Genomic DNA, 26,841 nt, shown 5'->3' with positions numbered 1-26,841 from the left:
ATGAAAAAGCTTAGCGAAGAACAACTGAACGGCCTCCAGCAAGACCTGGATGCCATCCGCGATGAAGTGCTGGCTGACCTGGGCGAGCGGGATGCCACCTACATCCGCAAGATTATCCGCCTGCACCGCACTCTGGAAGTGGGTGGCCGGGTGATGATGCCTTTTGGCTTCATACCGCCGGTCTTTGTAGCGGCCACCGCCAGCCTGGGTATCGCCAAGATCCTGGAAAACATGGAAATCGGCCATAACGTGATGCACGGCCAGTACGACTGGATGAACGACCCGGCCCTGAATTCCCAGACCTACGAATGGGACACCGTGTGCACCAGCGAATCCTGGCGCCAGACCCACAACTACGAGCACCACACCTACACCAACATCATCGGCAAGGACCGGGATTACGGCTATGCCGTGCTGCGCTTGGGCGATGATGTGAAGTGGCACCCGGGGCACCTGCTGCAGTTCGTGAACTACATCCTGCTGACGGTACTGTTCCAGTGGGGCGTGGGCGTGCATGAACTGGAGAGCGAGAAAATTCGCCGGGGTGAGTTGCGCTGGCGCGACAAGCTGCCGTTCCTGAAGGACTTCGCCCGCAAGGGTGGCCGCCAGGCCTTCAAGGATTATGTTTTCTTCCCGCTGCTGACCCTGCCCGTGGCCCCGATTGTGCTGGCCGGTAACGTAGGCGCCAACCTGATCCGGAACATCTGGGCCTCCACGGTTATCTTCTGCGGGCACTTCACCCAGGATGCGGAAACCTTTACCGAGGAAGAGTGCGAAGGCGAGAGCAAGGGCCACTGGTACCTGCGTCAGCTGAGCGGCTCATCCAACTTTACCGGCGGCAAGTGGCTGCATGTGCTGAGCGGTCATCTGAGTTACCAGGTGGAACACCACGTGTTCCCGGACCTGCCGGCCCACCGTTACCCGGAGATTTCCGCGAAGGTACAGGAAGTGTGCAAGAAGTATGACATTCCCTATAACACCGGCAGCTTTGCCAAACAGTACGGCACCGTGCTGAGCCGGATAGCCCGATTCTCCCTGCCAGATGCGGTCAGAACCCGCCTGGAACAGCGGGGAAGTGGCCAGCTTCAGGCAATCTGAAGCAGGCGTACCAACTGTGGCCGGTGCTGATCGCGGATCACATCGGCCAGGGTGTATTTATCGAGCACATCCAGGAACGCATTCAAGGCTTCGCTGAACATGTGCTTGAGGCCGCATACCGGGGTAATCTTGCAGGCATTGTTGGAGGACAGGCATTCCACAATACTCAGATCCTGCTCGGTTTCCCGCACCAGGATTCCCACATTGATTTCGTCCGGGGACATGTGCAGGCGCATGCCGCCTTTCTTGCCGCGTACAGTCTCTATGTAGCCTTTCTTGTTCAGCTGGTGCACCACCTTCATCAGGTGGTTCTTGGAAATCTCGTAGCTGTCGGCGATTTCCTGGATAGTTGCCAGCCGGTCACCCTGTTCGGCCAGATAGATCAGAACCCGGAGTGAATAGTCTGTGTAACGGGTGATATGCATTTAATACTCCAAGGGGCCGTGCGGTTCAGCAGGACGGCCGGCTTATCAAGTAAGCGGCGATTGCCGAAAGACACAGGCCGGAAATTGTCAGTACCAGCAGGGGCGAGCCGAGTGCCAGCAGCATAGTCCAGCTCAGAACCATCATTCCCAGGGCCAGCAGTTTCGCTTTCAGGGGGATGGCTCGCCGTTCCCGCCACTGTTCAATGGCAGGGCCAAACGCCGGGTGCTGCTCCAGCCACAGGGCAAACGCCGGCGACCCTTTGCTGGCAAAAAAGGCGGCCAGCAACACAAAGGGCGTGGTCGGAAGCAGAGGCAACACTACGCCAGCTAACCCGAGCAATGCCGAGATATACGCAAGAATCCGGAAACCGGTTTTGTTTGGCTGTGCGGCCATCACGCGGGCCTCGTGACCGTTCATACCTGTATCCATTCTACCGTGATTAAGGAATAGGGTCTTGCTTTCAGTTTAGCGCCTATAACCTGCATAAAAAATACCCATTAATGGTTGTACGGTGGTAGCGGTGTTTATCCTTACTCAGGTCTCGGAATCTGTCTCAGGCTTTGCCATACTGCATCTATACTCATAACCATGTGTTGCAACAGGAATCCCCCAGATGCCCGCAAACCAACTGACAGACCGCTTCGGCCGCACGGTGAACTATGTTCGCCTGTCGGTGACGGATCGCTGTGACTTCCGTTGTGTTTACTGCATGGCTGAAGAGATGGTGTTTTTGCCCCGAAGCCAGATTCTCTCGCTGGAAGAGATTGCCCGGGTGGCCCGTAACTTTGTGGATCTTGGCACCGAGAAGATCCGCCTGACCGGGGGTGAGCCCCTGGTTCGCAAGGGTGTCCTGGACCTGGTCAGGGAAATCGGCAGTTATGGCCTGCGGGACTTCGCCATGACCACCAACGGCAGCCAGTTACCGGAGATGGCGGATGAGCTGCGCCGGGGTGGGCTGTACCGCCTTAATATCAGCCTGGATTCACTGGATGCTGACAAGTTTCACCGTATAACCCGCACCGGCAAATTGAGCCAGGTGCTTGATGGCATTGAAGCCGCCCGGGAGGCGGGCTTTCGGGGTATCAAGCTGAATACGGTGGTGATGAAGGGCCGGAACGACGTGGAAGTGCCGGAACTGATCGAGTTCGCCCGGAAGAAGCAGCTGGATATCACGTTTATCGAGGAGATGCCGCTGGGGGAAATTTCCGAGCACGACCGTGGGCTGGCCCTGTGTACCAGTGCCGAGGTGCGGGACATTATCCGCCAGCGCCATGAGCTGATTCCCGCTACCGAGGATTCCGGCGGGCCTGCGCGCTATTACCGGATGCCGGACAGTCCGGTTCGGGTGGGTTTTATTTCTCCGCATTCCCATAATTTCTGCGACACCTGTAACCGGGTTCGGGTTACGGTGGAGGGGCGGCTTTTGCTGTGCCTGGGGAATGAGCATTCGATGGATTTGCGGGAGGTTCTGCGGGAGTTTCCCGGGGACGATGAGAAGCTTCGGCAGGCGATTATTTCGGCGATGGATTTGAAGCCGGAGCGGCATCACTTTTCTTCGGAGGGGGAAGTGCAGATTCTCCGGTTTATGAATATGACCGGCGGCTGACCCTTAGCCTTCCAGATCCGAGGCTGGAGCGGATGAGGACAGACTGTCCAAAAACCGCTCCTTGCGGCACATCCTTGTGACGCTTCTGCTCCGCCATCCATGGCTCCGCACATTTTTGGACAGTCTGTCCTCACCCGCTCCCTCGAGCTTTGGTGGCATAGTCCGAAGAACAGACTACTACTGTATCCCTGCTCTATCCTGAACTGTTTTTCCCTGTTTCTGCTTCAGTGGTCCATATTGTGACCGCTGTGGTCTTCTTCCATGTTGTGGTCGCCAGCCATTCCGGCTTCTTCGGCCATGTCCATATCGTGTCCATCATGCATACCTTCCATGCCACCCATGTCGTGCATGGTCATGCCGGCGTTGAGGTGCTCCATGGTGATATCTGCAAAGGCGAAGACTTCTCCGCCATGTTCTGAGGCAAAGTCAGCCGCTTCGGTCTCGGTGGCGAAGGAGGCCAGGGTCGGGCCCATGGCGCCGGTGCGTTCGGAGCCGACGACGTAGAAGGCTTCACGGGCGTCGATCAGTTGGGTGTCGTCCGGGTGTTCCCAGTCGGTCTGGGCCATGTTGTGGACGTACAGGGTGTGATCGCGGTTTTCGTTTTCCGGCTGCAGGAACCAGGCGAACATGTCTTTGGTGGAGCAGAACTTGCGGGTGTGCTGTTCGCGCTCGGTGAAGGCCTGGCCTTTGGGGCCCGGGAAGTTGGTGATGACCATGCCGCATACGTGGCATTCGTCGCCGGATTCGAAGTGGACGGGGTCGGGCTTGGCGACGACTTCCTGTTCACCGCCGGAGCAGCCGGCGAGGATGACGGCAGCCAGGGCGGCGAGGAGCCATTTGCTGAAGTGGGTTGTCATGGGTCAGTGCTCTCCGGTGAGGGTCAGATTCTTCGGTTTTTGAACAGTAACAGGGCGCCGCCCAGGGGAACGGCACACCATACCAGCAGGCCGAGCCACAGGCCGCCGGCGCCGATGGGCAGGTCGGAGCCCAGGCTTAGGACGCCGCTCAGCTGGCTGCTGTCGCCGAAGGCGACTATGTTGAGCAACCGGTAGATGTCGGTGGGGTTGAGCATCAGCAGCCAGGGCAGTAATTCGGGGTTGAGTTTGCCTTCGCTGGCCACCAGGACGCCCAGCAGCATCAGGTCAAAGATCAGGACAAAGAAGAACCAGATCGCCAGGGCCATGCCGGCGGCGACGGGCTTTTCGCTGACCCGGACGCTGACCAGGTACGCCAGGGCGATAAAGCCCCAACCCAGCAGGATAGTGGAGCCGATGAAGCGCCCCATGGCCACGGCCAGGGCGCCGATGCCGACGTCTTCTACCAGGACGGCAATGGCAATGCCCGCTACGCCAAAGCCGATCAGGGTGGCGAGGGCCAGGGTCAGGCCATGGCCCATGAATTTGCCCAGCAGCAGCTGGCTTTTGCTCAGCGGGTAGGTCATCAGCAGCAACAGGGTGCCGCCTTCTTCTTCACCGACGATGGCATCGTAGGCCAGCAGCAGGGCGATCAGGGGAATCAGGAAGATACCCAGGCTGGCCAGGCTGGCGATGGTGGCGGGGGTGGAGGCATAGCCTACCTGCCCGGAAGCGGCCGCGCCGAACCAGGCAATGCCCAGTGCCAGGGTGGCGAAGACCACAGAGATTGCTACCAGCCAGCGGTTACGCAGGCTGTCGCTCAGTTCTTTTCGGGCGATGGTCCAGATTGCGTTCATTGGCTGCCTCCACGATGTGCCAGGCCGCCGGAGCCGATGAAGTGCACGTAGATGTCTTCAAGGCTGGGCTGGTGAATACCCAGGTCGGCTACTTCGCCGGAGTTCATCAGGGTCTGGATCAGGGGCATTTTTTCCAGGGGTCTCACGTCTGCCTGCAGTCGTCCGTTATCGGTTTTCATCATCAGGCCGGTGCTCTCCCCTGCCTGTTCGATCACTTTTTCGAGCGCCGCCAGGCTGTTGCTGGGCAACAGGCTCAGGGTAACCGGCATGTTGGCTTGCTGTCTCAGGGATGGCAGGTCGCCGGCGGCTTTCAGGGCGCCTTCGGTCAGAATGGCGGCGCGGTCGATGTAGGGTTCAACACCCGGCAGTACGTGGGAGCACAATACGATGCCGGTGCCTTCGTCGCGCAGATCACGCAACAACCGGTACAGGTCTGCGGTGGCCACCGGGTCCAGGCCGACGGTGGGTTCGTCCAGCATCAGCAGTTTGGGCTTGCCGAGCAGGGCCTGGGCCAGGCCCAGGCGCTGGCGCATGCCTTTGGAATAGGTTTTGGTGCGGGCGTCCATGGCGTCACCAAGGCCCACCTGTTTCAGCAGTTCCGGCACCTGGCGCAGGGGTGCGCCTTTCAGACGGGCGAAATGGCTGAGAATTTCCCGGCCGGTCAGCTGCGGGTAGAACATCACGTTCTCCGGCAGGTAACCGATATGCTGGGTCACATTCGGGTCGCCGGCCTCGCCATCGAGGACTGACACTTTGCCTTCGGTAGGCTTCATCAGCCCCAGGATCAGTTTGATCGAGGTGGTTTTGCCAGCCCCGTTGTGGCCGAACAGGCCGAGGATTTCTCCCGGTTCCAGCCGCAGGTCAACACCGTGCAGCACCGTCGCCTTGTCGTAACGGTGGCTGACGTTATCAAGTCGAAAACAGTTCATCGGATCTCCGATTCCAGGTACTCGGGAATTCGCATCAGCGGATGGGGGTCACTCACACCGGCAGATTTCACTACCGGGAAGGCATCCTGCACCCAGCGCAGGGTGTCGACCGCAGGGCTGAACATCAGCACCTTGGCTTCCGGGTATTTCCACAGCAGCCGGTCCACGTTGTCGTTGGGCTCATAGGGTACATCGCCCAGGCCGTCCTGGTTGCGGTCCCAGCCCAGGTAGTCACTCCAGAAATTGCCTTTGCCCTCTTTGGCCCAGGACTGGGTGCGGGTGGCCACATACTTGACCTGGCGCTCGTTGTTCACGAAGGCGTTGTCGAAAACTTCGTTGTCTTCAGAGCCGGCGGTCAGGTGAATGCCGATGTTGCTGTCGGCAAACAGGTTGCCTTCGAAGGTGTTATACAGGGAGTTGTAGATAAACACCGCCTTGCCTTCGCCCCCGGTAATCATCACGTCACCGGTCTGCCCTTCAGACACACCCTTCACCACGTTACCCCGCAAGGTGGAGTTGGTAATGAAGTTCATCAGGATTCCGTAGTTCTGGTCGTCTTCCGAGCGGTTGTTGATGACGGTCAGGCGCTTGCTCTGCATCAGGGCATAGCCGGTGCGGGTGCCTCGGGTAAGGTTGCCTTCCAGCAGGTTGTTCATGGAATACATGTAGTGGATGCCATACCGCAGATCCGTCATCACATTGTTGAGGATCTTGTTGTTATTGGCGGTTTCGATGTAGATGGCATCACGGGTCTGGCTGATGTCGTTGTCTTCAATCAGCGCCCCGGTGGTATTGAACAGGTGGATACCGTTGCCCCGGTCCTGGGACCGCAGGCTGATATCGCCTCGAATTCGGTTGTTGCGCACCGTCACATCCGGTGTCGCATCCAGCCAGATGCCGAAAGCCGGCCCCTGCAGCTGGTTGTTCTCGATGGTGGATCCCCTGGCTTCCCGGGCGACAAAAATGCCCGCGTCCAGTTCGTTCAGGTCCTTGCCCCAGTTGCGCACCGTGCAGCCGGATAAAGTGACTTCCTCGGCCAGGATATGCACAGCGTTGCCCTTGCCCCCGCCATCAATCACAGTGTCTGGCGCGCAGGACACAGTAACACCCGGCACCCTGACAGCCAGTGGCGAAAGTGTTTCGGGAGGAAGTTCGATGGCCGAACCCGGTTCCAGGTTATCAAGCTGCTGTTGCAGGTTCGCATGAGCGGCAAGCGATAAGAGAGCGACTGACAGGGCCACCCCATAACGCAGAATCTGGTACATCAAATGTTCTCGGAAAAAGGTGAAGGCAGGAGCCCCGAAACCGGGACTCCTTGCCAGGAGCAGTGATCAGGCCTTTTCGACCAGCATACGACCGCCCATTTCCATGTGCAGCGCATGGCAGAACCAGTTGCAGTAGTACCAGTACACACCGGGCTTGCCGGCCGTAAAGGTAACAGACGACGTCTGCTGCGGGCTGATTTCCATGCTAACACCGTGGTTTACCATACAGAAGCCGTGGGTTACGTCTTCAATGGTATCCAGGTTGGTTACGGTAACCGTCACTTCGTCACCTTCTTTCACCTTGAACTCGGTCATACCGAACTGCGGCGCTACAGAGGTCATGTAAACACGAACCTTGTTGCCGTCGCGGATAACCTTGTTGTCGGCTTCCAGGGTGATGCCGTCTTTCTTGGCACGCTCCACAGTCGGGGCGAAGAAGGCATCGTCACGGTCCCAGATCTTCTTGGTCTTGATCTGGTCACGACGCACCAGGATACAGTCGTGCGGCTCGGCAAAGGTCGGGCCATCGTGTACCAGCTTCATTTCCTCACCGGAAATGTCGATCAGCTGGTCGTTCTCCGGGTGCAGCGGGCCAACCGGCAGGAAGCGGTCCTTGGAGAACTTGGACAATACCACCAGCCACTTGCCGTCGGCGTCGCGGGACTCGGTCAGAGACGCGTGGTTGTGGCCCGGCTGGTAGTGAACATCCAGCTTCTGGCGGATGTAGTTCACCTCTTCGCCATTGTAGTGCTTGATGGCATCGGCAATGTTCCACTTACATACCTGGCTGTCGATAAACAGCGTGGTATAGGCGTTGCCACGACCGTCAAAGGTGGTGTGCAGGGGCCCGAGGCCCAGCTCTGGCTCGGCCACGATGGTGTCACGCAGCTCGATCTTGTCATCGAACAGGTCGTCCAGCTTGTCGATCTGGATGACCGAGGCGGTCGGAGACAACTTGCCGTTGGCGATGAAGTACTTGCCATCCGGAGAGGTGTTCAGACCGTGCGGGTTCTTCGGTACCGGGATGTAACGGGTAACGTCGGACTTGCCGCGGCCGTCTACAACCGGAACCTTGGAGTTACCGATGGTCTTGAAGTTACCGGCCTTGATGGCGGCTTCAATGCGCTCGACGTTGAACACAACGACCCAGTCGCGGTCGTTACGCATGGTGCCAGCCAGGTCGTTGGCTTTCTCGGAGTTGTAGCAGGTAGAGGCTGCGTACTTACCGGTGTAGTCGGCATCGGTGTTATCCAGGTTGCCGTCTACGATGACCTGCCAGGCTACTTCCATGGTGTCCGCGTCGATCGCGTTGAACATGGTGTAGCTGTTTTCCAGGCTGTATTCGCTGCCGTCGTTCGGCTGCGGAATGACAAACTCGGCGTTGCAGAAGACATACTTGGTGCGCGGCACTTTCTGCAGACGCAGACCGTGAATGGCCTGGACGTTCGGAATATGGGTAATCTTGTCCGTCTTCATGATGTCCAGACGGATACGGGCTACACGGGTGTTGGCCTTGTCGTTGATGAACAGGTACTTGCCATCATAACGGCCATCTTCCATGGAGATGTGCGGGTGGTGGCAGTCGCCGTTCAGGTACTGCTGGTCGCCGCCCAGGATCTCTTTACTCTCGTTGGTGATACCCCAGCCAGTCGCCGGGTCCACGTTGAATACCGGAATCCGCATCAGTTCGCGCATGGACGGCACGCCCAGAACACGTACTTCACCCTGGTGGCCACCACTCCAGAAACCGTAGTATTCGTCCAGTTCGCCGGGCTCGACGTGAATCTTGTTCTTGGCTTCCTTGGCGGCAGCGGCGAACGATTCACGGGTCATGATGGATGAACCAAGACCGGTTGCGCCGGCTACGCCTGCGAGCGCTGCGGCGCCCATAAAGCGACGACGGCTCAGACCACCTTCCGGTGCCTCCGGCGTATCCTTGGTCAGATCATCTCTTTTTTTCATAGCATCCAACTCCGTTATTGGTTATGGCGGTTATTGCTTCTCATGGCTTTCCGGGGCCTTATGTTTGGCTCCTCGGGACTACTCAGCTCACCTGTACCACCGGGATTTCTTCCGGGCGGCCGGGTGCGTTCTGACCACGGCGCTTGCCACGGCGCTTAACAATCAGTGGCGGGCACTTGTGGTCATCGAAATAGGTCATCTGGCAATCCAGGCAGTAGTGGCATTCCATGTAGTTGATGGTGCCATCCGGGTGGATCGCCTGTACTTCACACTCGTGGTCACACAGCCGGCAAGGGTTACCGCACTCCTTGCGGCGCTTGAGCCAGTCGAACACACGCAGCTTGGTGGGCAGCGCCAGCGCGGCACCCAGCGGGCACAGATAGCGGCAGTACACCTTGCGGGTGAAGATATTCACCACCAGCAGCAGCACGGCGTAGGTCACAAACGGCCAGCTACGGTCGAAATGCAGGGTGATAGCGGTTTTGAACGGCTCCACCTCGGCCATCTGCTCAGCGGTGGCCATGGACTCCAGGGACACACCGAACAGCACCAGCAGGATGATGTACTTGATCGCCCACAGCCGCTCGTGCCACACGAAAGGCACGGTGTACTGGGGCACTTTCAGTTTGCGGGCAATTTCGTTGATCAGCTCCTGCAGGGCGCCGAACGGGCACAGCCAGCCGCAGTACACCGCACGGCCCCAGAGCAGCACGATGCCGGCAACCACAGACCAGAGGATGAACAGCATCGGGTCGATCAGGAAGGTTTCCCAGGTAAAGCCGCTGATCAAACTGTTCACGAAGGTCAGCACGTTCACGATAGATAGCTGCCCGAGCGCGTACCAACCGATGAAGAACAGGGTGTAAACCAGGAAGCCGTGACGGATCCAGCGCATCATCTTCGGCTTCTGCACCAGCCAGTCCTGGAAGAACAGTATGAACAGCAGCACGGCAATGCCTGCGCCCAACACCATCAGCTGGAACTCTTTCTGGTACCACACCTGCACCCACAGGGGCTGCTCTTCCAGCCATTCCTCTTCGGTCAGAACCGGCTCGGCACGGGTGTAATACTGGTCCGGCAGCTGGTATTCCAGCGGGAATACCGCGAATTCGCTGTCCAGCGGGCCGGTCTGGCGCTTGACCGTCAGCTCCAGGGACCAGGGAGTACCCGGGTCAAACTTATGCTGCTGCCGGGCAATAAAAATGGCCATCTCGGAAAAGTCAGGCATGCCCTCGGCATAGACATCGCTGAGGCGGTAAAAGTCGAGATCCCGGAAGTTGAAGGTGTCACCAAACTGGCGAATCTGCACCCGGTCAAAGATACCGCCACGAACGTAGCCGGAACCTTTGAAGGAGTACTCACCATTGGCCATCACCGCGATGGCATGCTCACCGTCTTTCAGCTCGGACATCAGCCACTGGTACTGGCTCTCGCCCAGCAGGTTGCGGCCGATGGTGGGGGCATTCAGATAGGTGGCGTACAGGTCGATCAGCGGGTCATCCCGCTCATCCGGTGCGGCAGCTTCCACACCTTCAGCGGGGCCGCCCTTGAAAGCGTCGTCTACGGTACCGCGGGCCAGCAGCAGCCGGCGAACGGAACCATCTCCGGTCAATTCTTCCCAGGTCTTGTCCTGGAACGATTCGGTGTCTACTTCCGCTACCGGCGGGCGCTTGCTGCCTGCATTCACTTCGATCAGGCCCAGCTCGCCACCTACGCGGTGGGCGGTGCGCATGATCACTTCGTTGATCACCATCACGGTCACCGTGGCACCGGACAGGCCATCTACCGCCACACGGCGCTCGGATGACTTGCCACCTACCGTTACACGCTGGTCTGCTTTCAGCCCGGCGTACTGGTCAGTGAAGTCATGCATTTTTTGCTCGGGAATACCGATCAGCAGGATCGGTTCGTCGTGGTGGATAACCTTGGAGCCTTTGATCACCCCGTCGGTATCCAGCACCACCATGGCGTTCAGGGGCTTGCCGGAGTAGGCCGGAGTCTGGACAAAATCGATCGTCTGGTAGGCATAGCCCACCAGCTCTTCCCCGGCATAAAGTTCCTGGACGGCCCGGTTACCCTCAACCGGGCTGAAATCAGTCACCCCGGAAATGGCTCTCTCGATCACCTGGCGCCCGGCCAGCGGGTCGTATTCAGAGAGGGGTTGAGCGGAAACGGCGCTGGCCAGAAACAACAGCAAAAAAGACAAAGCAATCCGGGTGACAGCAATCACAAAGAATTCCCCAAACATGTTTGAATGACTACAAGGTTGGACGAGATTCCTGAAAAATCAAATACCTCTATGGGCATAGAGGCCCGAGGGCCTCAACCGGAATCAGAGACTCAGATCCATCAACCGCTGGGGGTCGGCGATGAACAGGCGGCTGCGATTAACCCGCACCAGCCCGCTGGATTTCAGGTCGGCCAGAATCCGTGAGAAGGTTTCAGGCTGCATGGCAAGGCGGGAGGCTACCAGGCACTTGGGCAACGGCAATTCCACTTCGCCGCCGTTGCGAGTTCCCTCCGGCAGCAGATCGATGAGATAGCGCACCAGGCGGTCACGGGCGCTCTGTACCGTCATGATTTCCAGGTCATGGAACCGGGTTACCGCACGCTGGGCATAGTGGCGCAGCGCAGCCTGTGCGTATTCCGGGTGCTGGGTGAGCAAATTCTGGTAGGCCTTCACCGGGATCATCAGCACTTCGCTGGATTTCAGCGCTTCGGCATAGCAGGCGTACTTGGGCGGGTCTGCATAGATCATCACCTCGGCAAAGCAGTCACCGGGCGCAAGGCTGTCCAGGGTGCGATCGATGCCGGAGGAGTCCAGGCGGTACAGCCGCAGCCGGCCGGAGATGACAAAGAAAAAATGGTGAGCCGGCATATCCTGGCGATACAGCAGCTGGTGATGGCCCAGGCGAAGCCGGCGGGACTGCTGGATCAGCCCGTCGAGATCTTCGTCTCGCAGAGTGCGGAACAAGGTGTGGTTACGGAGCGCATCAACGCCGTCCTGTTCGCTCAGGGTCTGGTTTACGGCTACCAGTACGGGCTTGGAGTATCGGTTGTCTGCAACTTGCATCATGGCCATCGGTGTATCCCCTGTGCATTTTCATGCATACAAAATCATTGTTTTAATACTAGAGGGTAGACACGCCGAATTCCCTCCCCCGATGGGGGTATCCGGGCAATTACCGCCTGACATTTGATCTAACTCAAATATTGATAAACGCGATGGCGGGTGCCTACCGCAAACATCAGCAGGCAAAGCCCTAAAAGACCGAACAACAGCATGAAAACCGCCGTGCGGATGCCCAGCCACTGGTTAATGGCACCAAAGGCCACGGGCAGCAGGAAGGCCACGGAGCAAGCGCTCACCAGCAGCAGGCCGGCAAACAGCGAGGCCTCGGCCCGGTTGGCCAGTATGACCTCCCGCTGCAAACTGCCCATGGCGCAGCCCAGGGCCACCCCCAGCAGGATTACCAACCCCCGTTCCAGGATAACCGGCAACGCGAAGTTGACCACGATATCCCCTTCCACCCCGCGGATGTGCAGGGTCATGGGCGGGTAGGACAACACAAACAGGGCAACCAGGCTGGCAATCAGTGCCAGGGCGGTCACCGGGGTGCTGCCCAGCCGGTCTGACAGCGCACCGCCGGCAATCTGGGCCAGCGCGCCGGGGATAACAAACCACTGGGCCATGCGGGCACCTGCCCCCAGCTGCAAGCCGAACTGGGCAGAGAGAAAGTCCGGCAACCAGAGGGCAAGGGCAAAAAAGCTGCCGGCCACCACGCCGAAATACAGGCACAGCGGGAGCGAGCGCCCGTTACGCAACAGCTCGGATACTGGCCGGCCCGTGGAACGAGCACCCTCCCCGGCGCCGTACTGGCGTGCGTCCGTGAGTAGTAGCACCAACGCAATCACCAGCAGCAGCACGGTCAGGTAGGCAAGGGGCACCCCCTGCCAGGAGTATGCTTCGTGGAACAGCGGAACCAGGTAATAGTTGAAGGCCGCACCGGTAACCCCGGCGCCAAAAATTCCGAGAACCAGCCCCAGCCTTTGCCGGCAATGGCTGGTCACATAATGCAGGCCGGCACTGTAAAAACCGCCCGCCAACCCAAGGCCCGCGGCCACAATCAGGTGTGCAGGGTAACTGTTGGCCACCAGCAGAAGCGCCATACACAAGGCCAGGCCGGTAAGGCAAAACAACATGACTGCCCGGGCACCGAAACGCCGGGCACACAGGCCCGCCGGAATGGCCAGCAGGGCGCTGACCGCCATCGGCGCCGCCAGCAGCACTCCGAACTGGACACTGGACAGCGCCAGCTGGGCCTTCACATGCACGCCCGCCACCGCAAACAGCGTCCAGCAACCGGCAGCCACCACAAAGCCTGCCAGTGCCAACGGCAATACCACCGCCAGCGAGGCCAGTTCTTCGTCGTCCTGTTCCGGAAGCGCGTGCATTTATTCACCCTGCAAAAAAACCAATTCTCAGTCTCGGCTTTTACGTAGCGCAAGGTCAAAAGCTATGATGGGTTACCAACTATCGGGGTAATTGACTATCCTCAAAGAGGTATCCCGAGTAGCGGCTTTCAGCCATAATCCGCCCGAAGCTGCCTTTTATATGACCATTATCCGGAACACCTGCTACGAATGACTTCCAGAAGCCCGCTGGTAAACCGACTGGCCGTTGCGATCGGCGCTATTGTCCTGACGGCTATCGTCAGCATGGCCACTACCCTCGGCATTTCCAGCAGCATCGAGGGCAACGCGACCGCCATTAACCAGGCCGGCGCCCTGCGCATGGCAGCATTCCAGCTTGCAGCCCGCTCCGCCACTACAGACCTGACCAACGGCGATGCCAGTATCGAAGCCCAGACAGCCAGTTACCAGAACCGGCTGGAAACCTCCGCCATTGTGCGCTCCATACCACGCAGCACCGACCACCCGCTGGCTCTGCAGTACCAGAAGGTCAAGCAGTTGTGGCTGACCCGGCTGAAGCCGGAAATCGAGCAGCATGAGGCCGGCACACCGCTGACCCCCGCTATCGTGGCGTCCATCGAACAGTACACCAGCGAAGTCGACCTGCTGGTTTCCATGCTGGAGCAACGCACGGAAGCCCGTATCGACCTGCTGCTGCTGATCCAGATCATCAGCATGATTTTTTCCATCCTGATTGTGATGGCACTGTTCCTGGACCTGAAAAACCGGGTACTCCGCCCGCTGCGCAAACTGATCCACATTGCCACTGCCGTGGGTGAGCAGGACTTTTCCCACAAGGCCAACCTGAAAGGCAACGACGAACTGGCCCGGTTGGGCCAGGCCTTTGACCAGATGACCAGCGAACTGGCTCTGACCTACTACGAGCTGGAAAACCGGGTACAACGGAAAACCGAAGAACTGGAAATCAGCCACTCCGCCCTGCAGGCCATGCACGTTGCCAGCCGCGGCCTGTTCGCCAACCACGACCTGTGCAGCGGTGCCATTCCAATCCTGCAGGAGCTGGAGCGGCTTCTGGGCATCGGCCCTATCCGCCTGTACCTGCATGAAAAAGGCTCACCAGAACCCATCGAGGCGGTAACCACCGCCACCAGCAAGCGCCCGTTCTACTGCCGGGACCACCACTGCAACGCGTGCCTGGTCACACCCGAGGTGTACGACGACCTGCCACTGGAAGGCAACGACGGCCGTCGCCTGTTGCTGCCCATCCGCACCCCGGGCCAGTTGCTGGGCACGCTGGAAGTCTGGTATCCCGCTGACAAGGGCTTGCCGGATATGTCACGCCGACTGCTGGAAACCATGACCGACCAGCTGGCCACGGCCATATTCCTGGAACGCCAGATTACCGAAGAGCAGCAACAAACCCTGGCCGAGGAGCGCACCGTCATCGCCCGGGAACTGCACGATTCCCTGGCCCAGTCCCTGTCCTACCTGAAAATGCAGGTAACACGGCTGCGCCGGCTCAATATCAGTGGTGACCAGGAAAAACTGCACAGCGAGATCCTGGACGAACTCAGCACCGGCCTGAACAGTGCCTACCGCCAGTTGCGGGAGCTACTGGCCACCTTCCGCCTGAAACTGGATACACCGGACCTGGCCAGTGCCCTGAGCAAAACCATCGATGAGTTCTCTGAACGGCTGGGCCGGCCGGTGGCACTGGAGTACAACCTGCCGCCCCAGACCCTGTCGCCCAACGAAGAGATCCACACCCTGCAGATTATCCGGGAAGGCCTGGCCAATGCCGTCAAGCATGCCGATGCCACCGACATTGCTGTAGAGGTCGTATTTGAATCTCCCAGAGTCTGTGCCCGTATCAGGGATAACGGCAAAGGCCTGCCCGGAGGCGGACAACCCGTGAACCACTACGGCATGGTGATCATGCAGGACCGGGCCAGGACTCTGGGCGGAACCGTAGAAGTGAAAAACCGGGAGGAAGGCGGCGTGGAAGTTGAGTTAACATTCGTTCCCAAAAGCCGGAACCTGATTGCCGTGCAGTCATCAACCGCCTGAACCGACAAATGCCTTAAACGAGAAAGAATATGTCTGAAACACCCGCAAGTATCCTGCTGATAGACGATCATCCCTTGCTGCGCCAGGGCATCAAGCAATTGATCAGCATGGAACAGGATATGGAAGTTGTCGGCGAAGCCAGCAACGCCGCCGACGGCATCCGGATGGCGACCGAGATAGAGCCCGACCTGATCCTGATGGACCTGAACATGCCGGAGATGGACGGCATTGAAGCCCTGAAAAGGCTCAGGGCCCAGAACATCAGCTCCCGCATTATCATGTTCACCGTTTCAGACCAGGAAGACGACGTGGTTGCCGCCCTGCGCGCCGGCGCTGATGGCTATCTGCTCAAGGACATGGAACCGGACGACATGATCGCCCAGCTGCACCAGGCAGCCGTTGGCAAAATGGTGATCAGCGACCGGCTGACCACCCTGCTGGCCGAAGCCCTGCGCTCCAACAAGCCGCAACAGGCCTCGCGCCCGGATTTCGACAGCCTGACCCCACGCGAAAAGGACATCCTGAAACTGATCGCCGAAGGCCTGTCCAACAAGATGATCGGCCGCAAACTCGACATCAGCGACGGCACAGTGAAAGTCCACGTAAAACACCTGCTCAAGAAACTGAGCCTGCGCTCCCGGGTAGAGGTTGCCGTGTGGGCTGTGGAAGAAGGCCTGCACAAGGGCTGAGTTATATCAAATCACCCCCGGGTTTTTTGCTTTACTCTGGGCGGGTTTCTGACCGCCCGGAGTAAACCATGGCCTTTTCGCTACCCCCCATTGCTGCCCTGCACAGCCCCTTGATGGATCAATCCCTGGCAGTGCTGAAAGAGTTCCTGCCCTCGCCGGCACCGGCTCTGGGCACCATTGAACGGTCAATCCCCATACCTTTCAAACAGCTGGTCGCGGAAGCTCCGCTTAACCGGCTGTTTGCCGAGGCCATGGCCGAGGGGGAATTTGATGACTTCGAGGGCCGGCGAATCCGGCTGGAAGTAAACGGCGGCCACCCCGGGATAACCTTCGGTTTCTGGGCCGGGCGTTTGCGCATTGTCGACGGCCCGGGCGAAGCCACCATCCGTGGCTCCCTGGCCGCGTTCAAAACCCTCGCCGAGCGCAAGCAGGACCCGGACCAGCTGTTTTTCCAGCGCCGCCTGGTGATTGAAGGCGACACCGAACTGGGGCTGGCCCTGAAAAACCTGCTGGACAGCCTGGAATGGGATTTCAGCCCACGGAAACTGCTCTTCACCAAGTCCTGAACAAGCTCAGGCGCGGCTAAGCGCCTGCAGCTCGTCCAGCGACAAAAGGTCTGACCGGGACAACTGATCAAGCGCCGTTTTGCCCATCAGCGAAAGTGTCAGCTCGGTTTCATACCGGATATTGGTCAGCAGGTTTTCAACAGCCGCCTGACCACCGGCCGCCAGGGCATAGCCCCAGGGGCGCCCTATCAGGCAACCACTAGCCCCCAGGCACAATGCCCGGACAACATCCTGGCCGGTCTGAACACCACCATCCACCAGCACCTGGCATTCCCCGGCCACTGCATCCACCATGGCGGGCAAGGCGCTCAGTGAAGCCGGCGCGCCGTCCAGCTGACGACCACCATGATTTGATACCACAATGGCGTCGGCCCCGACCGCCACCGCCGAGCGGGCGTCCTCCGGCTCCATCACGCCCTTGATCACCAGCTTGCCCGGCCAGTTTTCCCGCACCCAATCCAGGTCTTTCCAGGTAACCGATGGATCAAACTGACTTTCGACCCAGGCCTTGAAGTCCTCAGGTTTACGCCCGGAGGGCACCACACTGGCCAGGTTTCCGAAGGTCAGCGGCTTGCCGCCAAGAGCAACACGGGACAGCCAGCGCGGATGGCCCAACAGGTCCGCTGCCTTGCGCAGCTTGCCAACGGCAGACAGGCCTCCGTTCATACCGTTACGGACATCCCTGTATCTCAGCCCCAAGCGGGCCAGGTCGACGGTAAACACCAGCACCCGATAACCGGCCTGCCAGGCCCGGCGCAGCAGGTCTGCAGAGAAGTTTCGGTCCTTCAGGACATAAAGCTGGAACCAGCGGTCTGTCTCCGGCGCAGCCTCGGCCACTTCCTCGACAGAACAGATAGAGACCGTGCTCAGGCAGAAAGGTATTCCTGACTGGCCCGCGGCCCGGGCAGCCTGGGTTTCGCCCCGGGTAGCCAGCATACCGGCCAGCCCCATGGGCGCCAGGCCCAGCGGCAAGGCCACCGGCTGGCCCAGTAACGTGGAGGAGGTATCCACCGCCGAGACATCCTGCATGACCCGCTGCCGGAAACGCCATTGCCCAAAGGCCTCACGGTTTGCGCGCTGGGTGGATTCAGAAAAGGCGCCGCCATCCAGGTAATCAAACAGCATGCGGGGTAAACGGCGCCTTGCAAGCAGCCGGTAATCATCAACGGAGGCCGGAGCCAGCATGGAAAACTCCTGTTTTTATTGTGTTTGCTACGGAATTCTCTATAACCGCGTTCGCGAGCGCAAGCCTGCCGAAACAACCAGTCAGTTAATCGGTTTTTCCTCCTTCAACCCCATTTTCTTGAGGATCATCATAGCCGGGCACCACTTGGTGAACGATGACTGAATCAGGTTCAGGGCAATAAAGCCGGTGAACAGCAGCCAGTAAGGGCTCACATAGTGGGCGAGCAGAATGGAAATCAGGATGAACACGCCTGCCATCAGGCGGAGTCCTTCGTTGATTGTCATAGCAAACCTCCTGAAGAAACTGGAATTACAGTTATACACCCGGGTGCCGGTCAGCGCATATCAAAAAACTCCCGGTGCATCCGCCGGGCCGGCATACCCCATTTCCGGAACTGGTTGAACAGCGTATTGGCCAGCCCCACCGGGCCGCAGTACCACAGGCTGGCATTCTGCCAGTCGGGTACCGCATCCCGGATTTCCTCCGGCGTCAGCCGGCCTTCGGTGCGGCTGCATCGAATGACCAGGTTAACGCCCGCGGCTTCCGCATCTGCCCGCAACTTTGCGAGGGCCTCCTCGCTGACATCCGCAGTAGGATGGAACAGATAGACAGTGCGGCTGTCAGGACGGCCCGCCAGGCGACCCATCCGGGCAATAAAGGGAGTAATACCGATGCCCGCCCCTACCCAGATCTGGGTGCGGCAATCATCTTCAAAATCAAAGCCGCCATAGGGCCCCTCCAACGTAACAGGCATACCCTCGCCGATCCGGCGGCTGGCCCGGCGGGTGTGGTCCCCCAGTTCCTTGACCACAAACTTCAGGCACCGGGTTTCCGGGTTCCAGTCTGATGCAATGGTGTAAGGGTGCGGGCCTTCCGCAGCATCCGACGTGATAAAGGCAAACTGCCCGGGGTTATGGCCAGACCACCCCTGCGTTACCTTCACCAGAAATTCGAAAACTTTCAGCTCCGGATATCGGGTGACCGAAACCACCTCCCCCGGTACCTTCCGAACCTTGCCCGGCCAGCCCACCAGCAGCAAAACGGCTGCAACACTGCCAGCCACAACAGCGGCCTGAGTCAGCCAGCCAATGGGCGCTGCCCAGTAATCAAACTCCATCAGGATAAAGCTGTGCCAGGCTAGGGGCAGGAACACCACCGCCAGCAATTTGTGGGTTTTACGGAACAGGTGGTAGGGAAAAGCCTTCGCCAGCGCCAGCACAATCAGCACCGCAGCCGCATAGAAGGCCCACTCGCCCAAAGTTTCTGCCAGCCCCCTTTGGCTGCGGAACCAGGCTTCAAGACCGGTGAGTTGCTGCCCGGCCCCTTTGCCGGCCGGCTTCTCCAGCCAGCCCCAGCCCACCATCCACTTGGTGCCCTGCGCCCACCACCAGTGCAACGTGGCCAGTACCAGCGAGCCAATGCCCAGCCATTTGTGCAGCCGGTACACCTTGTCCAGGCCACCAACCCAACGCTCCAGAATCCGGAGCCGCAGCACCAGCACCAGAGCCACCGCCATCATGACCACAGCAAGAACCCCCGAATACTGCACAAACACCGACCGGAACGGGAAGTAAGCAAACGGGCTCACCCAGAGGCTATCGGCTACGAACCAGACAGCACTGACGACTGCAACCAGCCCCCAGAAAAACAACGGAATACGCGACATGGCAATTTCCTCTGCGTCGCCATCAACAAATAGCAAACTACGCTTACCACCGATCGTAATGCTTGAGGTAAATCAAACCGGGTGACCTTTACACGGCTTTTACCTACACCCTGAACCACGGCTTGTTCACCTTGCTTCTTGCGTAATCGGCAATCACCTACCAGAATAAAGCAATTGATTACTTTCTTTCAGGGAAGCTCCAATGGCAACCACAAAAGCGCCCGATAAACGCACCTACCAAAGCACCGAACTGCGCCAGTCCGCCACTATCGAAGCGGTTATTCAGCTGTGTGCCGAGCAGGACCCGGCTACCCTGACCACCGCCCGGATTGCCGATGAAGTGGGGCTGTCGCAGGGGGCGCTGTTCAAGCATTTCCCGAACAAGAACCGGTTGTGGGAATCCGTGGCAGGCTGGGTCTCGGAGCAACTGACCAGCCAGGTGTTCCGGGAGGCGGACCGGCACGAACACGCTGATCAGGCCCTGGAAGCCATGTTTCGCGCCCATGTGGGCTTTATCGCCCGACACCCGGGCATTCCCCGCCTGATGCTGGGTGAGCTGCAAAAACCCGGCAACGGCCCCGCCAAAACCATCGTCCGCCAGGCCCTTGCCCGCTACCGCAAAAAGGTGGTCGGTTTACTGAAGCTAGGCATCGAACAGGGGCGCATAGCCGCCGGTATCGATACCGAAGCGGCGGCGGTGTTGTACCTCGGCGCCATTCAGGGGCTGGTGGTTCAGGCAATGGTCAGCGGAGAGATTGCGACGCTTGAGCAGACTGCCCCCCGAGTTTTCAAACTTTACAGCGCCAGTTTTCAGGAGATGAGCAATGACCCGGAAAAATAAACTGACCCTGGCGCTGGCCCTGATTGTCGGCATTGCCTTTGTGGTGATCATGATAAAACTGAAACAGCCACCGGAAAGGGGCGAGGCACAGGCAAGTGCAACGCCGGTGCGGATAATGGAAATCACTCCCCGTAAGTTCCGTACCGAAGCCCGCGGCTATGGTCAGGTGCTGCCGGCCCGAAGCTGGAATGCGGTGGCCAACGTGGGTGGCCGGGTTATCTGGAAACACCCGGATCTGGAGAGCGGCAATATGATCCCAGAGGGCACGCGGCTGCTTGAAATCGACCCTACCCGTTACGAGCTGGCCGAAGCTTCCGCCAGGGCGGACCTGACAGGCATTGAAGCGGAACTGCGACAGCTTGAGCAGGAAGAACTCAATACCGGCGAGTTACTGAAGCTGGAAGAACGCCGGTTGACACTGGCCCGTCGGGAGCTGGACCGGGCAGAAACCCTGGTGGCGCGGGGTGCCCTGTCGCAAACCCGGTACGACGAGCAGCAACGGGCCACCTTGCAACAGGAGCAGGCGGTCCAGTCCCTGCGCAACCAGCTGAACCTGGTTCCGGTCCGACGTGACACCCTGCAGGCCCGCAAGGCCCGAGCGGAATCTTCCCTGGCCAGTGCCCGGGAAGACCTGGACGACACCCGTTTTGAAGCGCCCTGGGATCTGCGTGTCCACCAGGCCGACATCGACACTGGCCAGCATGTCAGCCCCGGGCAGACGCTGTTTATTGCCGACGACATCACCCGCGCCGAAGCCACCGTGCAGCTGGTAGTGGCGGAACTGCGCCGGGTGCTGTCGCAGCTGTCCGGGCGCAGCCTGCCGGAAACGGGCTCCACCAACCACTTCACCGACTTTCATGACCAATTGCCCCTGGGCGAACTTGATATCCGGGTAACCCCCACCAACGTGCCGGATGCCCACTGGCCCGGCAAACTCACCCGGGTCACCAGCAGCCTGGACCCGGCCACCCGCACAGTCCAGGCCGTTATTTCTGTAGACGAACCCTACCGCAACGCCAATCCGCCAGCACGCCCGCCCCTGGTCCGCAATATGTTCGTGCAGGCCAGCATTACCGCGCAGACTCCCGAGCCCGTCATCGTCATCCCGGCCAGCGCGGTGCATCAGGGTGTGGTCTACCTTGCCGATGAGGACAACCGCCTGCAGCGCCAGCCAGTGTCTGTCGCCTGGCAACAAGGTGAAGATGTCATTATCGATGACGGACTGGCACCGGGAGACCGGCTGGTTCTGGATGACCTGGTTCCTGCCATCGACGGCACCCTGCTTGCTCCGGGAGATCAGCCATGATCCGCTGGTTCGCGGGGCATCCGACCGCCGGCAACCTGCTGCTGATCCTGATTCTGGCAGTAGGCCTGTTCGCTGCCCCCAACCTGACCCGGGAAACCTTCCCCGACTACCTGCCGCCGGAAGTCAGCATCACCATGGAATACCGGGGTGCCACCGCTGCGGATGTGGAGGAAGCCATCTGCCAGCGGCTGGGTGAAGCACTGCAGCGGGTGGATTACATGAAGGAGGTTTCCTGTACCGCCCGGGACAACCAGGCCCAGACCATAGCCAGCATGGAACCCCGGGGCGACATGGGCCGGTTCCTGGATGATATCCGCACGGAAATCGAAGCCCTGACCGACCTGCCCGAAGAAGCCGAAGACCCGGTCATCCGGGAGCTTTATCGCACCAGCCTGGTGGCGGCCATCGCCGTGTACGGGCCCATGAGTTTCTCTCACCTGGAAGCCTACACCAGCCAGCTGGAAGACCGCCTGTTCGCCATGGACGGTGTGGCCGATGTGATTCCCGTGGGCCTGTCCCAGCGCCAGTGGCACATCGAAGTATCCCGCGACCAGCTACGCCAGTATGGCCTCGGCGTACGCGACATAGCCCGGGCCATCAACAGCCAGAACCTGGACATGCCCCTGGGCACCATCGAGACCGACAGCCAGGACATCCAGCTGCGGTTTGTGGATGAACGCCGTTCCCTGCAGGCCCTCGCCGAGTTGCCGGTTATAGGCGGACAAGCCGGCGCTGTGCTGACGCTGGGCGACATTGCCACCATCACCGAGGCCCACGAACGGGAAGAAGAACGGGTGGATTTCAACGGCCAGCGCGCCATCGTTCTGGAGATCCACAAGAACCGCCACGACGATGCCCTGCGGGTGATGGATTCCCTGGAAGCCTTTATCGACGAGGAAAAAGCCCGCCGTGGTGGCAATGTCGAGCTGGAAATCACCCAGAACATGACCTCGATTGTGAAGGACCGCCTGCAAATGCTGGTGGGCAACGGCATCACGGGGCTGGTGCTGGTGGGCCTGGTGATGGCCCTGTTCTTCCGCCCCCGCCTTGCCTTCTGGGCCCTGTTCTTCCGCCCCCGCCTTTGCCGGTGCCTTTGTGGTGATGGCCCTCACCGGCCTGTCCCTGAACATGATTACCCTGGTGGCACTGCTGATGGCCATCGGTATTGTGATGGACGATTCGGTGGTGATCACCGACAACATTGCCCAGTGGCACGCCGACGGCAACAGCCCGCTGGAGGCGGCTGCCAAAGGAACCCAGGAGATTCTGCCCGGGGTGTTGTCCTCCTTCCTGACCACGGTGTCCGTGTTCATCCCGCTGGCGTTTCTGGCCGGAGAGCTGGGAGCGGTGCTGGAGGTACTGCCAGTGGTGCTGATTGCCGCGCTGGCCGCCTCGCTGATCGAAGCCTTCTGGATACTACCTCACCATCTTAAAAGCGGCCTGGGCAAAAGGCGCGAGAAGGCCCCTTCCCGCTTTCGTTCCGCCTTCGACAACGGCTTTGAAAACGTCCGGGAGAAAGTGGGGCAACTGGCCGACCGCGCCATCCGGTTCCGCTACGGCGTACTGGCCGCCATGCTGCTGATACTGCTGGGTTCGGTGGGGCTGATGGCCGGCGGCCATGTGCGCATGGAAGCCATGCCGGAAATCGACGGCGATGTACTCGAAGCCCGGGTACTGATGCCCCAGGGCACTCCCCTGCACCAGACCCGGGCCATTACCGAACGCATAACCTCGGCCATGCTGCGGCTCAACGAGGAATACACGCCAGACCAGCCCGACCAGCAAGCGCTGGTGCAAAACATCCAGACCCGCTTCAACCAGCACGCCGGCGCCGGTGAAAAAGGCGCCCACGTGGCCACGGTGATGGCCGATTTGCTGACCGCGGAGCTGCGCACCGTGGACCTGGCTACCCTCACCGACCGCTGGTATGAAGAGATCGGAGATATCCCCGGCCTGATCGCCCTCAACATCCAGGAACCCGGTTTCGGCCCCGCGGGCATCCCCATTGAAGTGCGCCTGCAGGGTACTGACCTGGATGAGCTGAAAGCCGCCGCCCGGTATCTGAGCGACGAAGTTGCCCTTTATAACGGTACCTTCAACGTGCTGGATGATCTTCGCCCCGGCAAGCCCCAGCGCACCCTGTCGCTGAACGACCGCGCCCTGTCGCTCGGATTGACGGCATCCGACGTGGCCAGCCAGATCCGAACCGGGCTGCTCGGGGATATTGTGGATACGGTGCAGATTGGTGATCAGCACATCGAAATCCTGGTGCGCCAGACCAGCGCCGAACGCAACACCCGCCAGTTCCTGGAAGACACCGTGATCACCACCGGCAAGGGCCAGATGGTGCCCCTGCGGGAGGTGGCCGATATAACCGAGGAACGCCAGTGGGCGCAGGTGACCCGGATTGACGGCCTGCGCACGGTCACCGTGTCTGCCGATGTGAACGGCCGGACGACCAACGCCGATGCCATCGTGGCGGATTTGCAGAGCCAGGTATTCCCGAAACTTCAGGAGCAATGGCCGGAAATCACCCTGCAGGTCGAAGGCCAGACCGCCCGCTCCCGGGAAACCGGCCAGTCCATCGCCCGGGGCTTGCTGATCGGCCTGCTGGGGATCTTCCTGATTCTGTCGTTCCAGTTCCGTAGTTACCTGGAGCCGGTCATCGTGATGCTGGCCATTCCGGTCGCATTTATGGGTGCCGTCTGGGGCCACCTGCTGATGGGCTACAACCTGTCCATGCCCTCACTGATCGGTGCCGCGTCACTGGCCGGGATTGTGGTGAACAACGCCATCCTGCTGGTGCAGTTCATCAAGAGCTACCGGGAACAGGGCATGAGCGCACAGGAAGCTGCCGGTGCCGCCAGCCGGGCTCGCTTCCGGGCCATCCTGATTACCACCAGCACTACGGTCGCTGGCATGCTGCCGCTGCTGGCGGAAACCAGCACCCAGGCCATGGCGGTGATTCCACTCGTGATCTCGGTGGTGTTCGGCTTGCTGGTATCCACCGTGCTGATCCTGGTGGCCTTGCCAGCGCTCTATGCCATTCTTGAGGATCTGGGTTGGGCCCGGAATAACGGGCCCTGACGCAAAAGGCCGGGTTCAATGCCCCGGCCTTTTGCTAGTGCTCAGGCACCTACCAGGTCCATGCCCGGCTTGCCATACCAATACCCGTTGCAGGGTGGTGCCTCTACCAGCTGCAGCGGGTCGGCGGCCGGCACTTGCCCCCGGCGGACCTGATCAAAACGTTTGACCACCTCGTCCATGCCCTGATGTTCCGGGCTCAGGCGCACAGTGCTGACCCCCATGCGCTCCATATCCGGTAGCTCCCGCATCAGGTCATAGCGGGAACCGGAGAGTGTGGAGATGCCGTTAATGCGGAACAGTTCCTGGCTCTCCCGGGAGCGCAGTTCCATGCCATCCGGATGCTCCAGGCAACGGAACTCGCAATTGTCCTTGGGCAGGTTGTAATGGCGGGCGGTAAAGCAGCGGGACGACCAGGCCAGCGGCAGGAAGCCCCAGGAGAACACTTCGGCAGGCAGGTCCAGGCCTTCAGCCTTCAGCTCGCTGATTAACTGCCCCAGGGTTTCCTTGCCCAATTCCACCGGCAGGTTCCAGCCCTGCAAGCCCTGCCTGGCCAGGATTTTCAGGGTGGCCACGTTGTAGATGTTCATGGACGGGCCGGTGATAAACGGAATCTTGTTGCGGACAGCCACCTGCAGGGCGCTCTGGTCGTTCGCTTCCACCAGGAATTCGTCCTGTTCACAGAACCGGCGCAGACGGCGCAGGTCCGCTTCGGATTCAATCAGCGTGAGGGTGGAGAGCACCACATTCTTGCCACAGGCTTTCAAATCCCGGGCCAGGTCCAGCCAGTCATCAGGTTTCAGTTCCCGGCGGCGGGAGCACACCACCTCGCCAAGATAGATGGTATCGACCGGCCATTCCGCGGCCTTGGCATAGAAATCAAACACGCTTTGCTTGGACCAGAACCAGAGGATCGGGCCCAGGGATAGCTTCATCATGATGGATACAACCTTATTTCCACTTGCGATGGTAGGCGCCGATGGTGGTCAGGCCACCTTCGGAAAGGCCAGACAGGGTGTTACGCCAGGCATCCTCTACCGTGAACATGCCCGGGTGCGCCGCCAGCCCGTCCAGCGCCTGGCGCCAGGTGCGGGCCACGTCGGCAATGTAGGCGGGGCTGCGTTGCCGGCCTTCGATTTTCACCGCGCTGATGCCCAGTTCCTGCAGCTCCGGCAGGATATCCATGGTGTTCAGGCTGACCGGTTCTTCAATGGCGTGGTACACACTGCCTTCCACTTCAAAGCGGCCTTTGCACAGCGTGGGATAACCTGCGTTTTCACCGGGGCCGTAGCGGTCGATCAGCACATCGTTCAGGCGCGACTCCAGCCCCTGCGGGGTTTCCTGCCAGCGCACGGCCTTGGCCGGAGAGCAGGCACCACGGGTGTTCGGGGATTCATCGGTGAGATAGGACGACAGATAACAACGGCCTTCCGCCATGATGCACAGACTGCCAAAGGCAAACACTTCCAGTTCAACAGGGCTGTGTTTAGCGACACCCCGTACCTGGTCCAGCGACAATACGCGGGGTAATACGGCGCGGCGGATATCGAAGTTGTCTTTGTAGAACGAGAGGGCCTCGTGGCTGGTGGCCGACCCCTGTACCGACAGGTGGCGGGGGATGTGCGGGTATTTGTTGGCGGCGTAGTCCAGCAGGCCCATATCGGCCAGGATGATGGCATCCACACCAATGGATGCTGCCCGGTCTACCGCACCTTTCCAGTGCTCCCAGCCGTCTGGCTGCGGATAGGTGTTGATGGCACAGAACACACGGCTGCCTTTGGAGTGGGCGTATTCAATGCCCTCCCCGGCGCGTTTCTCGTTGAAATTCAGGCCGGCAAACTGGCGGGCGTTGGTGCTGTCTCGGAAACCGAAGTAAACCGCATCGGCACCATTGTCCACAGCGGTTTTCAGGGCCGGCAGGCTACCGGCAGGGCAGACAAGTTCCATTACACTCCTCCACGTGGTGAAGGAGCTAACCTACTGCCCCGGGCCTGCCGGCGCATTG

At 60.0% G+C, this 26,841-nt stretch carries 23 protein-coding genes and 1 pseudogene; 9 read left to right on the top strand and 15 right to left on the bottom strand.

All coding sequences use genetic code 11. From position 1 onward, the window contains the following. Positions 1-1,098 (top strand): fatty acid desaturase family protein, encoded by a 1,098-nt coding sequence (locus LWH94_RS04090; protein WP_058341663.1) that lies wholly within the window; start codon positions 1-3, stop codon positions 1,096-1,098. On the opposite strand, the gene LWH94_RS04085 is transcribed toward LWH94_RS04090, so the two are convergent. Both LWH94_RS04085 and LWH94_RS04080 read right to left on the bottom strand, forming a co-directional pair. Further along, positions 1,086-1,523 carry an RrF2 family transcriptional regulator gene (locus LWH94_RS04085; RefSeq protein ID WP_022987876.1) on the bottom strand — a complete coding sequence of 146 codons (438 nt, stop codon included), beginning with the start codon at positions 1,521-1,523 and terminating at the stop codon, positions 1,086-1,088. The genes LWH94_RS04090 and LWH94_RS04085 overlap by 13 nt on opposite strands. A 25-nt stretch (positions 1,524-1,548) precedes the next feature. Further along, the gene (locus LWH94_RS04080; RefSeq protein ID WP_232901331.1) at positions 1,549-1,941 is read right to left on the bottom strand and encodes a YbaN family protein; all 393 of its coding nucleotides are present in this window, start codon (positions 1,939-1,941) and stop codon (positions 1,549-1,551) included. Positions 1,942-2,137: 196 nt separating this feature from the next. Here LWH94_RS04080 and moaA point away from each other — a divergent pair, with 196 nt between their 5' ends. Then, positions 2,138-3,130 carry a GTP 3',8-cyclase MoaA gene (gene moaA, locus LWH94_RS04075; protein WP_232901330.1) on the top strand — a complete coding sequence of 331 codons (993 nt, stop codon included), beginning with the start codon at positions 2,138-2,140 and terminating at the stop codon, positions 3,128-3,130. A 224-nt stretch (positions 3,131-3,354) separates the two neighbouring features. On the opposite strand, the gene LWH94_RS04070 is transcribed toward moaA, so the two are convergent. The 8 genes from LWH94_RS04070 to LWH94_RS04035 form a co-directional block, all read right to left on the bottom strand. Then, entirely contained in the window at positions 3,355-3,987 is a 633-nt protein-coding gene (locus LWH94_RS04070) for a nitrous oxide reductase accessory protein NosL (protein ID WP_232901329.1), read from the bottom strand. A gap of 23 nt (positions 3,988-4,010) precedes the next feature. Beyond that, complete coding sequence (locus LWH94_RS04065) at positions 4,011-4,841, bottom strand: ABC transporter permease (protein WP_022987872.1); 831 nt, start codon at positions 4,839-4,841, stop codon at positions 4,011-4,013. Further along, positions 4,838-5,770 carry an ABC transporter ATP-binding protein gene (locus LWH94_RS04060; protein WP_232901328.1) on the bottom strand — a complete coding sequence of 311 codons (933 nt, stop codon included), beginning with the start codon at positions 5,768-5,770 and terminating at the stop codon, positions 4,838-4,840. Before LWH94_RS04060 ends, LWH94_RS04065 begins: the two co-directional genes overlap by 4 nt. Then, positions 5,767-7,035, bottom strand: a complete 1,269-nt coding sequence (locus LWH94_RS04055; protein ID WP_199456604.1) for a nitrous oxide reductase family maturation protein NosD — start codon at positions 7,033-7,035, stop codon at positions 5,767-5,769. Before LWH94_RS04055 ends, LWH94_RS04060 begins: the two co-directional genes overlap by 4 nt. A 66-nt stretch (positions 7,036-7,101) precedes the next feature. Next, positions 7,102-8,997 carry a TAT-dependent nitrous-oxide reductase gene (gene nosZ, locus LWH94_RS04050; RefSeq protein ID WP_232901327.1) on the bottom strand — a complete coding sequence of 632 codons (1,896 nt, stop codon included), beginning with the start codon at positions 8,995-8,997 and terminating at the stop codon, positions 7,102-7,104. Positions 8,998-9,079: 82 nt separating this feature from the next. Further along, positions 9,080-11,245 carry a transcriptional regulator NosR gene (gene nosR, locus LWH94_RS04045; RefSeq protein WP_232901326.1) on the bottom strand — a complete coding sequence of 722 codons (2,166 nt, stop codon included), beginning with the start codon at positions 11,243-11,245 and terminating at the stop codon, positions 9,080-9,082. 84 nt (positions 11,246-11,329) lie between these two features. Next, on the bottom strand, positions 11,330-12,079 hold the full coding sequence (locus LWH94_RS04040) for a Crp/Fnr family transcriptional regulator (protein WP_199456601.1): 750 nt from the start codon (positions 12,077-12,079) through the stop codon (positions 11,330-11,332). Positions 12,080-12,198: 119 nt separating this feature from the next. Further along, positions 12,199-13,452 carry an MFS transporter gene (locus tag LWH94_RS04035; protein ID WP_199456600.1) on the bottom strand — a complete coding sequence of 418 codons (1,254 nt, stop codon included), beginning with the start codon at positions 13,450-13,452 and terminating at the stop codon, positions 12,199-12,201. A 189-nt stretch (positions 13,453-13,641) separates the two neighbouring features. On the opposite strand from LWH94_RS04035, the gene LWH94_RS04030 reads away from it, so the two are divergent. From LWH94_RS04030 to ubiT, 3 genes are all read left to right on the top strand, one after another. After that, positions 13,642-15,498 (top strand): histidine kinase, encoded by a 1,857-nt coding sequence (locus tag LWH94_RS04030; protein ID WP_199456599.1) that lies wholly within the window; start codon positions 13,642-13,644, stop codon positions 15,496-15,498. Positions 15,499-15,527: 29 nt separating this feature from the next. After that, complete coding sequence (narL, locus tag LWH94_RS04025; RefSeq protein WP_058341673.1) at positions 15,528-16,187, top strand: two-component system response regulator NarL; 660 nt, start codon at positions 15,528-15,530, stop codon at positions 16,185-16,187. A gap of 68 nt (positions 16,188-16,255) precedes the next feature. Next, on the top strand, positions 16,256-16,753 hold the full coding sequence (ubiT, locus tag LWH94_RS04020) for a ubiquinone anaerobic biosynthesis accessory factor UbiT (protein ID WP_232901325.1): 498 nt from the start codon (positions 16,256-16,258) through the stop codon (positions 16,751-16,753). A gap of 6 nt (positions 16,754-16,759) precedes the next feature. Here ubiT and LWH94_RS04015 read toward each other — a convergent pair whose 3' ends face one another. The 3 genes from LWH94_RS04015 to LWH94_RS04005 form a co-directional block, all read right to left on the bottom strand. Continuing rightward, positions 16,760-17,938, bottom strand: a complete 1,179-nt coding sequence (locus LWH94_RS04015) for an alpha-hydroxy acid oxidase (protein WP_232901324.1) — start codon at positions 17,936-17,938, stop codon at positions 16,760-16,762. A gap of 81 nt (positions 17,939-18,019) precedes the next feature. Further along, positions 18,020-18,223, bottom strand: coding sequence for a YgaP family membrane protein (locus LWH94_RS04010; RefSeq protein WP_232901323.1), 204 nt, complete (start codon positions 18,221-18,223; stop codon positions 18,020-18,022). 50 nt (positions 18,224-18,273) lie between these two features. Then, entirely contained in the window at positions 18,274-19,605 is a 1,332-nt protein-coding gene (locus LWH94_RS04005) for a ferredoxin reductase family protein (RefSeq protein WP_232901322.1), read from the bottom strand. Positions 19,606-19,807: 202 nt separating this feature from the next. Here LWH94_RS04005 and LWH94_RS04000 point away from each other — a divergent pair, with 202 nt between their 5' ends. The 4 genes and pseudogenes from LWH94_RS04000 (at position 19,808) to LWH94_RS19380 (ending at position 24,839) form a co-directional block, all read left to right on the top strand. Beyond that, positions 19,808-20,446 carry a TetR/AcrR family transcriptional regulator gene (locus tag LWH94_RS04000; RefSeq protein WP_232901321.1) on the top strand — a complete coding sequence of 213 codons (639 nt, stop codon included), beginning with the start codon at positions 19,808-19,810 and terminating at the stop codon, positions 20,444-20,446. Further along, the gene (locus LWH94_RS03995; protein WP_232901320.1) at positions 20,430-21,752 is read left to right on the top strand and encodes an efflux RND transporter periplasmic adaptor subunit; all 1,323 of its coding nucleotides are present in this window, start codon (positions 20,430-20,432) and stop codon (positions 21,750-21,752) included. The genes LWH94_RS04000 and LWH94_RS03995 overlap by 17 nt, the downstream gene beginning before the upstream one ends. After that, positions 21,749-22,732 (top strand): annotated as a pseudogene (locus LWH94_RS19385) (efflux RND transporter permease subunit); the annotation flags it as partial. The gene LWH94_RS03995 and the pseudogene LWH94_RS19385, both read left to right, overlap by 4 nt. Before the next feature lie 121 nt (positions 22,733-22,853). Continuing rightward, entirely contained in the window at positions 22,854-24,839 is a 1,986-nt protein-coding gene (locus LWH94_RS19380; RefSeq protein ID WP_269802473.1) for an efflux RND transporter permease subunit, read from the top strand. Between the two features lie 41 nt (positions 24,840-24,880). On the opposite strand, the gene LWH94_RS03985 is transcribed toward LWH94_RS19380, so the two are convergent. Then, positions 24,881-25,774 (bottom strand): U32 family peptidase, encoded by an 894-nt coding sequence (locus LWH94_RS03985; protein WP_232901319.1) that lies wholly within the window; start codon positions 25,772-25,774, stop codon positions 24,881-24,883. Between the two features lie 13 nt (positions 25,775-25,787). Continuing rightward, positions 25,788-26,783, bottom strand: coding sequence for a ubiquinone anaerobic biosynthesis protein UbiU (gene ubiU / locus LWH94_RS03980; RefSeq protein WP_058341700.1), 996 nt, complete (start codon positions 26,781-26,783; stop codon positions 25,788-25,790). Positions 26,784-26,841 lie beyond the last annotated feature (58 nt).

This window comes from Marinobacter sp. G11, from assembly GCF_021282325.1.
GTDB lineage: Bacteria > Pseudomonadota > Gammaproteobacteria > Pseudomonadales > Oleiphilaceae > Marinobacter > Marinobacter vinifirmus.
This window is presented reverse-complemented; position numbering and strand designations above follow the sequence as displayed.

What these genes read in the sequence shown, in the direction of transcription:
- LWH94_RS04090 (WP_058341663.1), top strand. Translation starts at nt 1, where the DNA reads ATGAAAAAGCTTAGCGAAGAACAACTGAACGGCCTCCAGCAAGACCTG.
- LWH94_RS04085 (WP_022987876.1), bottom strand. Translation starts at nt 1,523, where the DNA reads ATGCATATCACCCGTTACACAGACTATTCACTCCGGGTTCTGATCTAT.
- LWH94_RS04080 (WP_232901331.1), bottom strand. Translation starts at nt 1,941, where the DNA reads ATGAACGGTCACGAGGCCCGCGTGATGGCCGCACAGCCAAACAAAACC.
- moaA (WP_232901330.1), top strand. Translation starts at nt 2,138, where the DNA reads ATGCCCGCAAACCAACTGACAGACCGCTTCGGCCGCACGGTGAACTAT.
- LWH94_RS04070 (WP_232901329.1), bottom strand. Translation starts at nt 3,987, where the DNA reads ATGACAACCCACTTCAGCAAATGGCTCCTCGCCGCCCTGGCTGCCGTC.
- LWH94_RS04065 (WP_022987872.1), bottom strand. Translation starts at nt 4,841, where the DNA reads ATGAACGCAATCTGGACCATCGCCCGAAAAGAACTGAGCGACAGCCTG.
- LWH94_RS04060 (WP_232901328.1), bottom strand. Translation starts at nt 5,770, where the DNA reads ATGAACTGTTTTCGACTTGATAACGTCAGCCACCGTTACGACAAGGCG.
- LWH94_RS04055 (WP_199456604.1), bottom strand. Translation starts at nt 7,035, where the DNA reads ATGTACCAGATTCTGCGTTATGGGGTGGCCCTGTCAGTCGCTCTCTTA.
- nosZ (WP_232901327.1), bottom strand. Translation starts at nt 8,997, where the DNA reads ATGAAAAAAAGAGATGATCTGACCAAGGATACGCCGGAGGCACCGGAA.
- nosR (WP_232901326.1), bottom strand. Translation starts at nt 11,245, where the DNA reads ATGTTTGGGGAATTCTTTGTGATTGCTGTCACCCGGATTGCTTTGTCT.
- LWH94_RS04040 (WP_199456601.1), bottom strand. Translation starts at nt 12,079, where the DNA reads ATGGCCATGATGCAAGTTGCAGACAACCGATACTCCAAGCCCGTACTG.
- LWH94_RS04035 (WP_199456600.1), bottom strand. Translation starts at nt 13,452, where the DNA reads ATGCACGCGCTTCCGGAACAGGACGACGAAGAACTGGCCTCGCTGGCG.
- LWH94_RS04030 (WP_199456599.1), top strand. Translation starts at nt 13,642, where the DNA reads ATGACTTCCAGAAGCCCGCTGGTAAACCGACTGGCCGTTGCGATCGGC.
- narL (WP_058341673.1), top strand. Translation starts at nt 15,528, where the DNA reads ATGTCTGAAACACCCGCAAGTATCCTGCTGATAGACGATCATCCCTTG.
- ubiT (WP_232901325.1), top strand. Translation starts at nt 16,256, where the DNA reads ATGGCCTTTTCGCTACCCCCCATTGCTGCCCTGCACAGCCCCTTGATG.
- LWH94_RS04015 (WP_232901324.1), bottom strand. Translation starts at nt 17,938, where the DNA reads ATGCTGGCTCCGGCCTCCGTTGATGATTACCGGCTGCTTGCAAGGCGC.
- LWH94_RS04010 (WP_232901323.1), bottom strand. Translation starts at nt 18,223, where the DNA reads ATGACAATCAACGAAGGACTCCGCCTGATGGCAGGCGTGTTCATCCTG.
- LWH94_RS04005 (WP_232901322.1), bottom strand. Translation starts at nt 19,605, where the DNA reads ATGTCGCGTATTCCGTTGTTTTTCTGGGGGCTGGTTGCAGTCGTCAGT.
- LWH94_RS04000 (WP_232901321.1), top strand. Translation starts at nt 19,808, where the DNA reads ATGGCAACCACAAAAGCGCCCGATAAACGCACCTACCAAAGCACCGAA.
- LWH94_RS03995 (WP_232901320.1), top strand. Translation starts at nt 20,430, where the DNA reads ATGACCCGGAAAAATAAACTGACCCTGGCGCTGGCCCTGATTGTCGGC.
- LWH94_RS19380 (WP_269802473.1), top strand. Translation starts at nt 22,854, where the DNA reads ATGGCCCTCACCGGCCTGTCCCTGAACATGATTACCCTGGTGGCACTG.
- LWH94_RS03985 (WP_232901319.1), bottom strand. Translation starts at nt 25,774, where the DNA reads ATGATGAAGCTATCCCTGGGCCCGATCCTCTGGTTCTGGTCCAAGCAA.
- ubiU (WP_058341700.1), bottom strand. Translation starts at nt 26,783, where the DNA reads ATGGAACTTGTCTGCCCTGCCGGTAGCCTGCCGGCCCTGAAAACCGCT.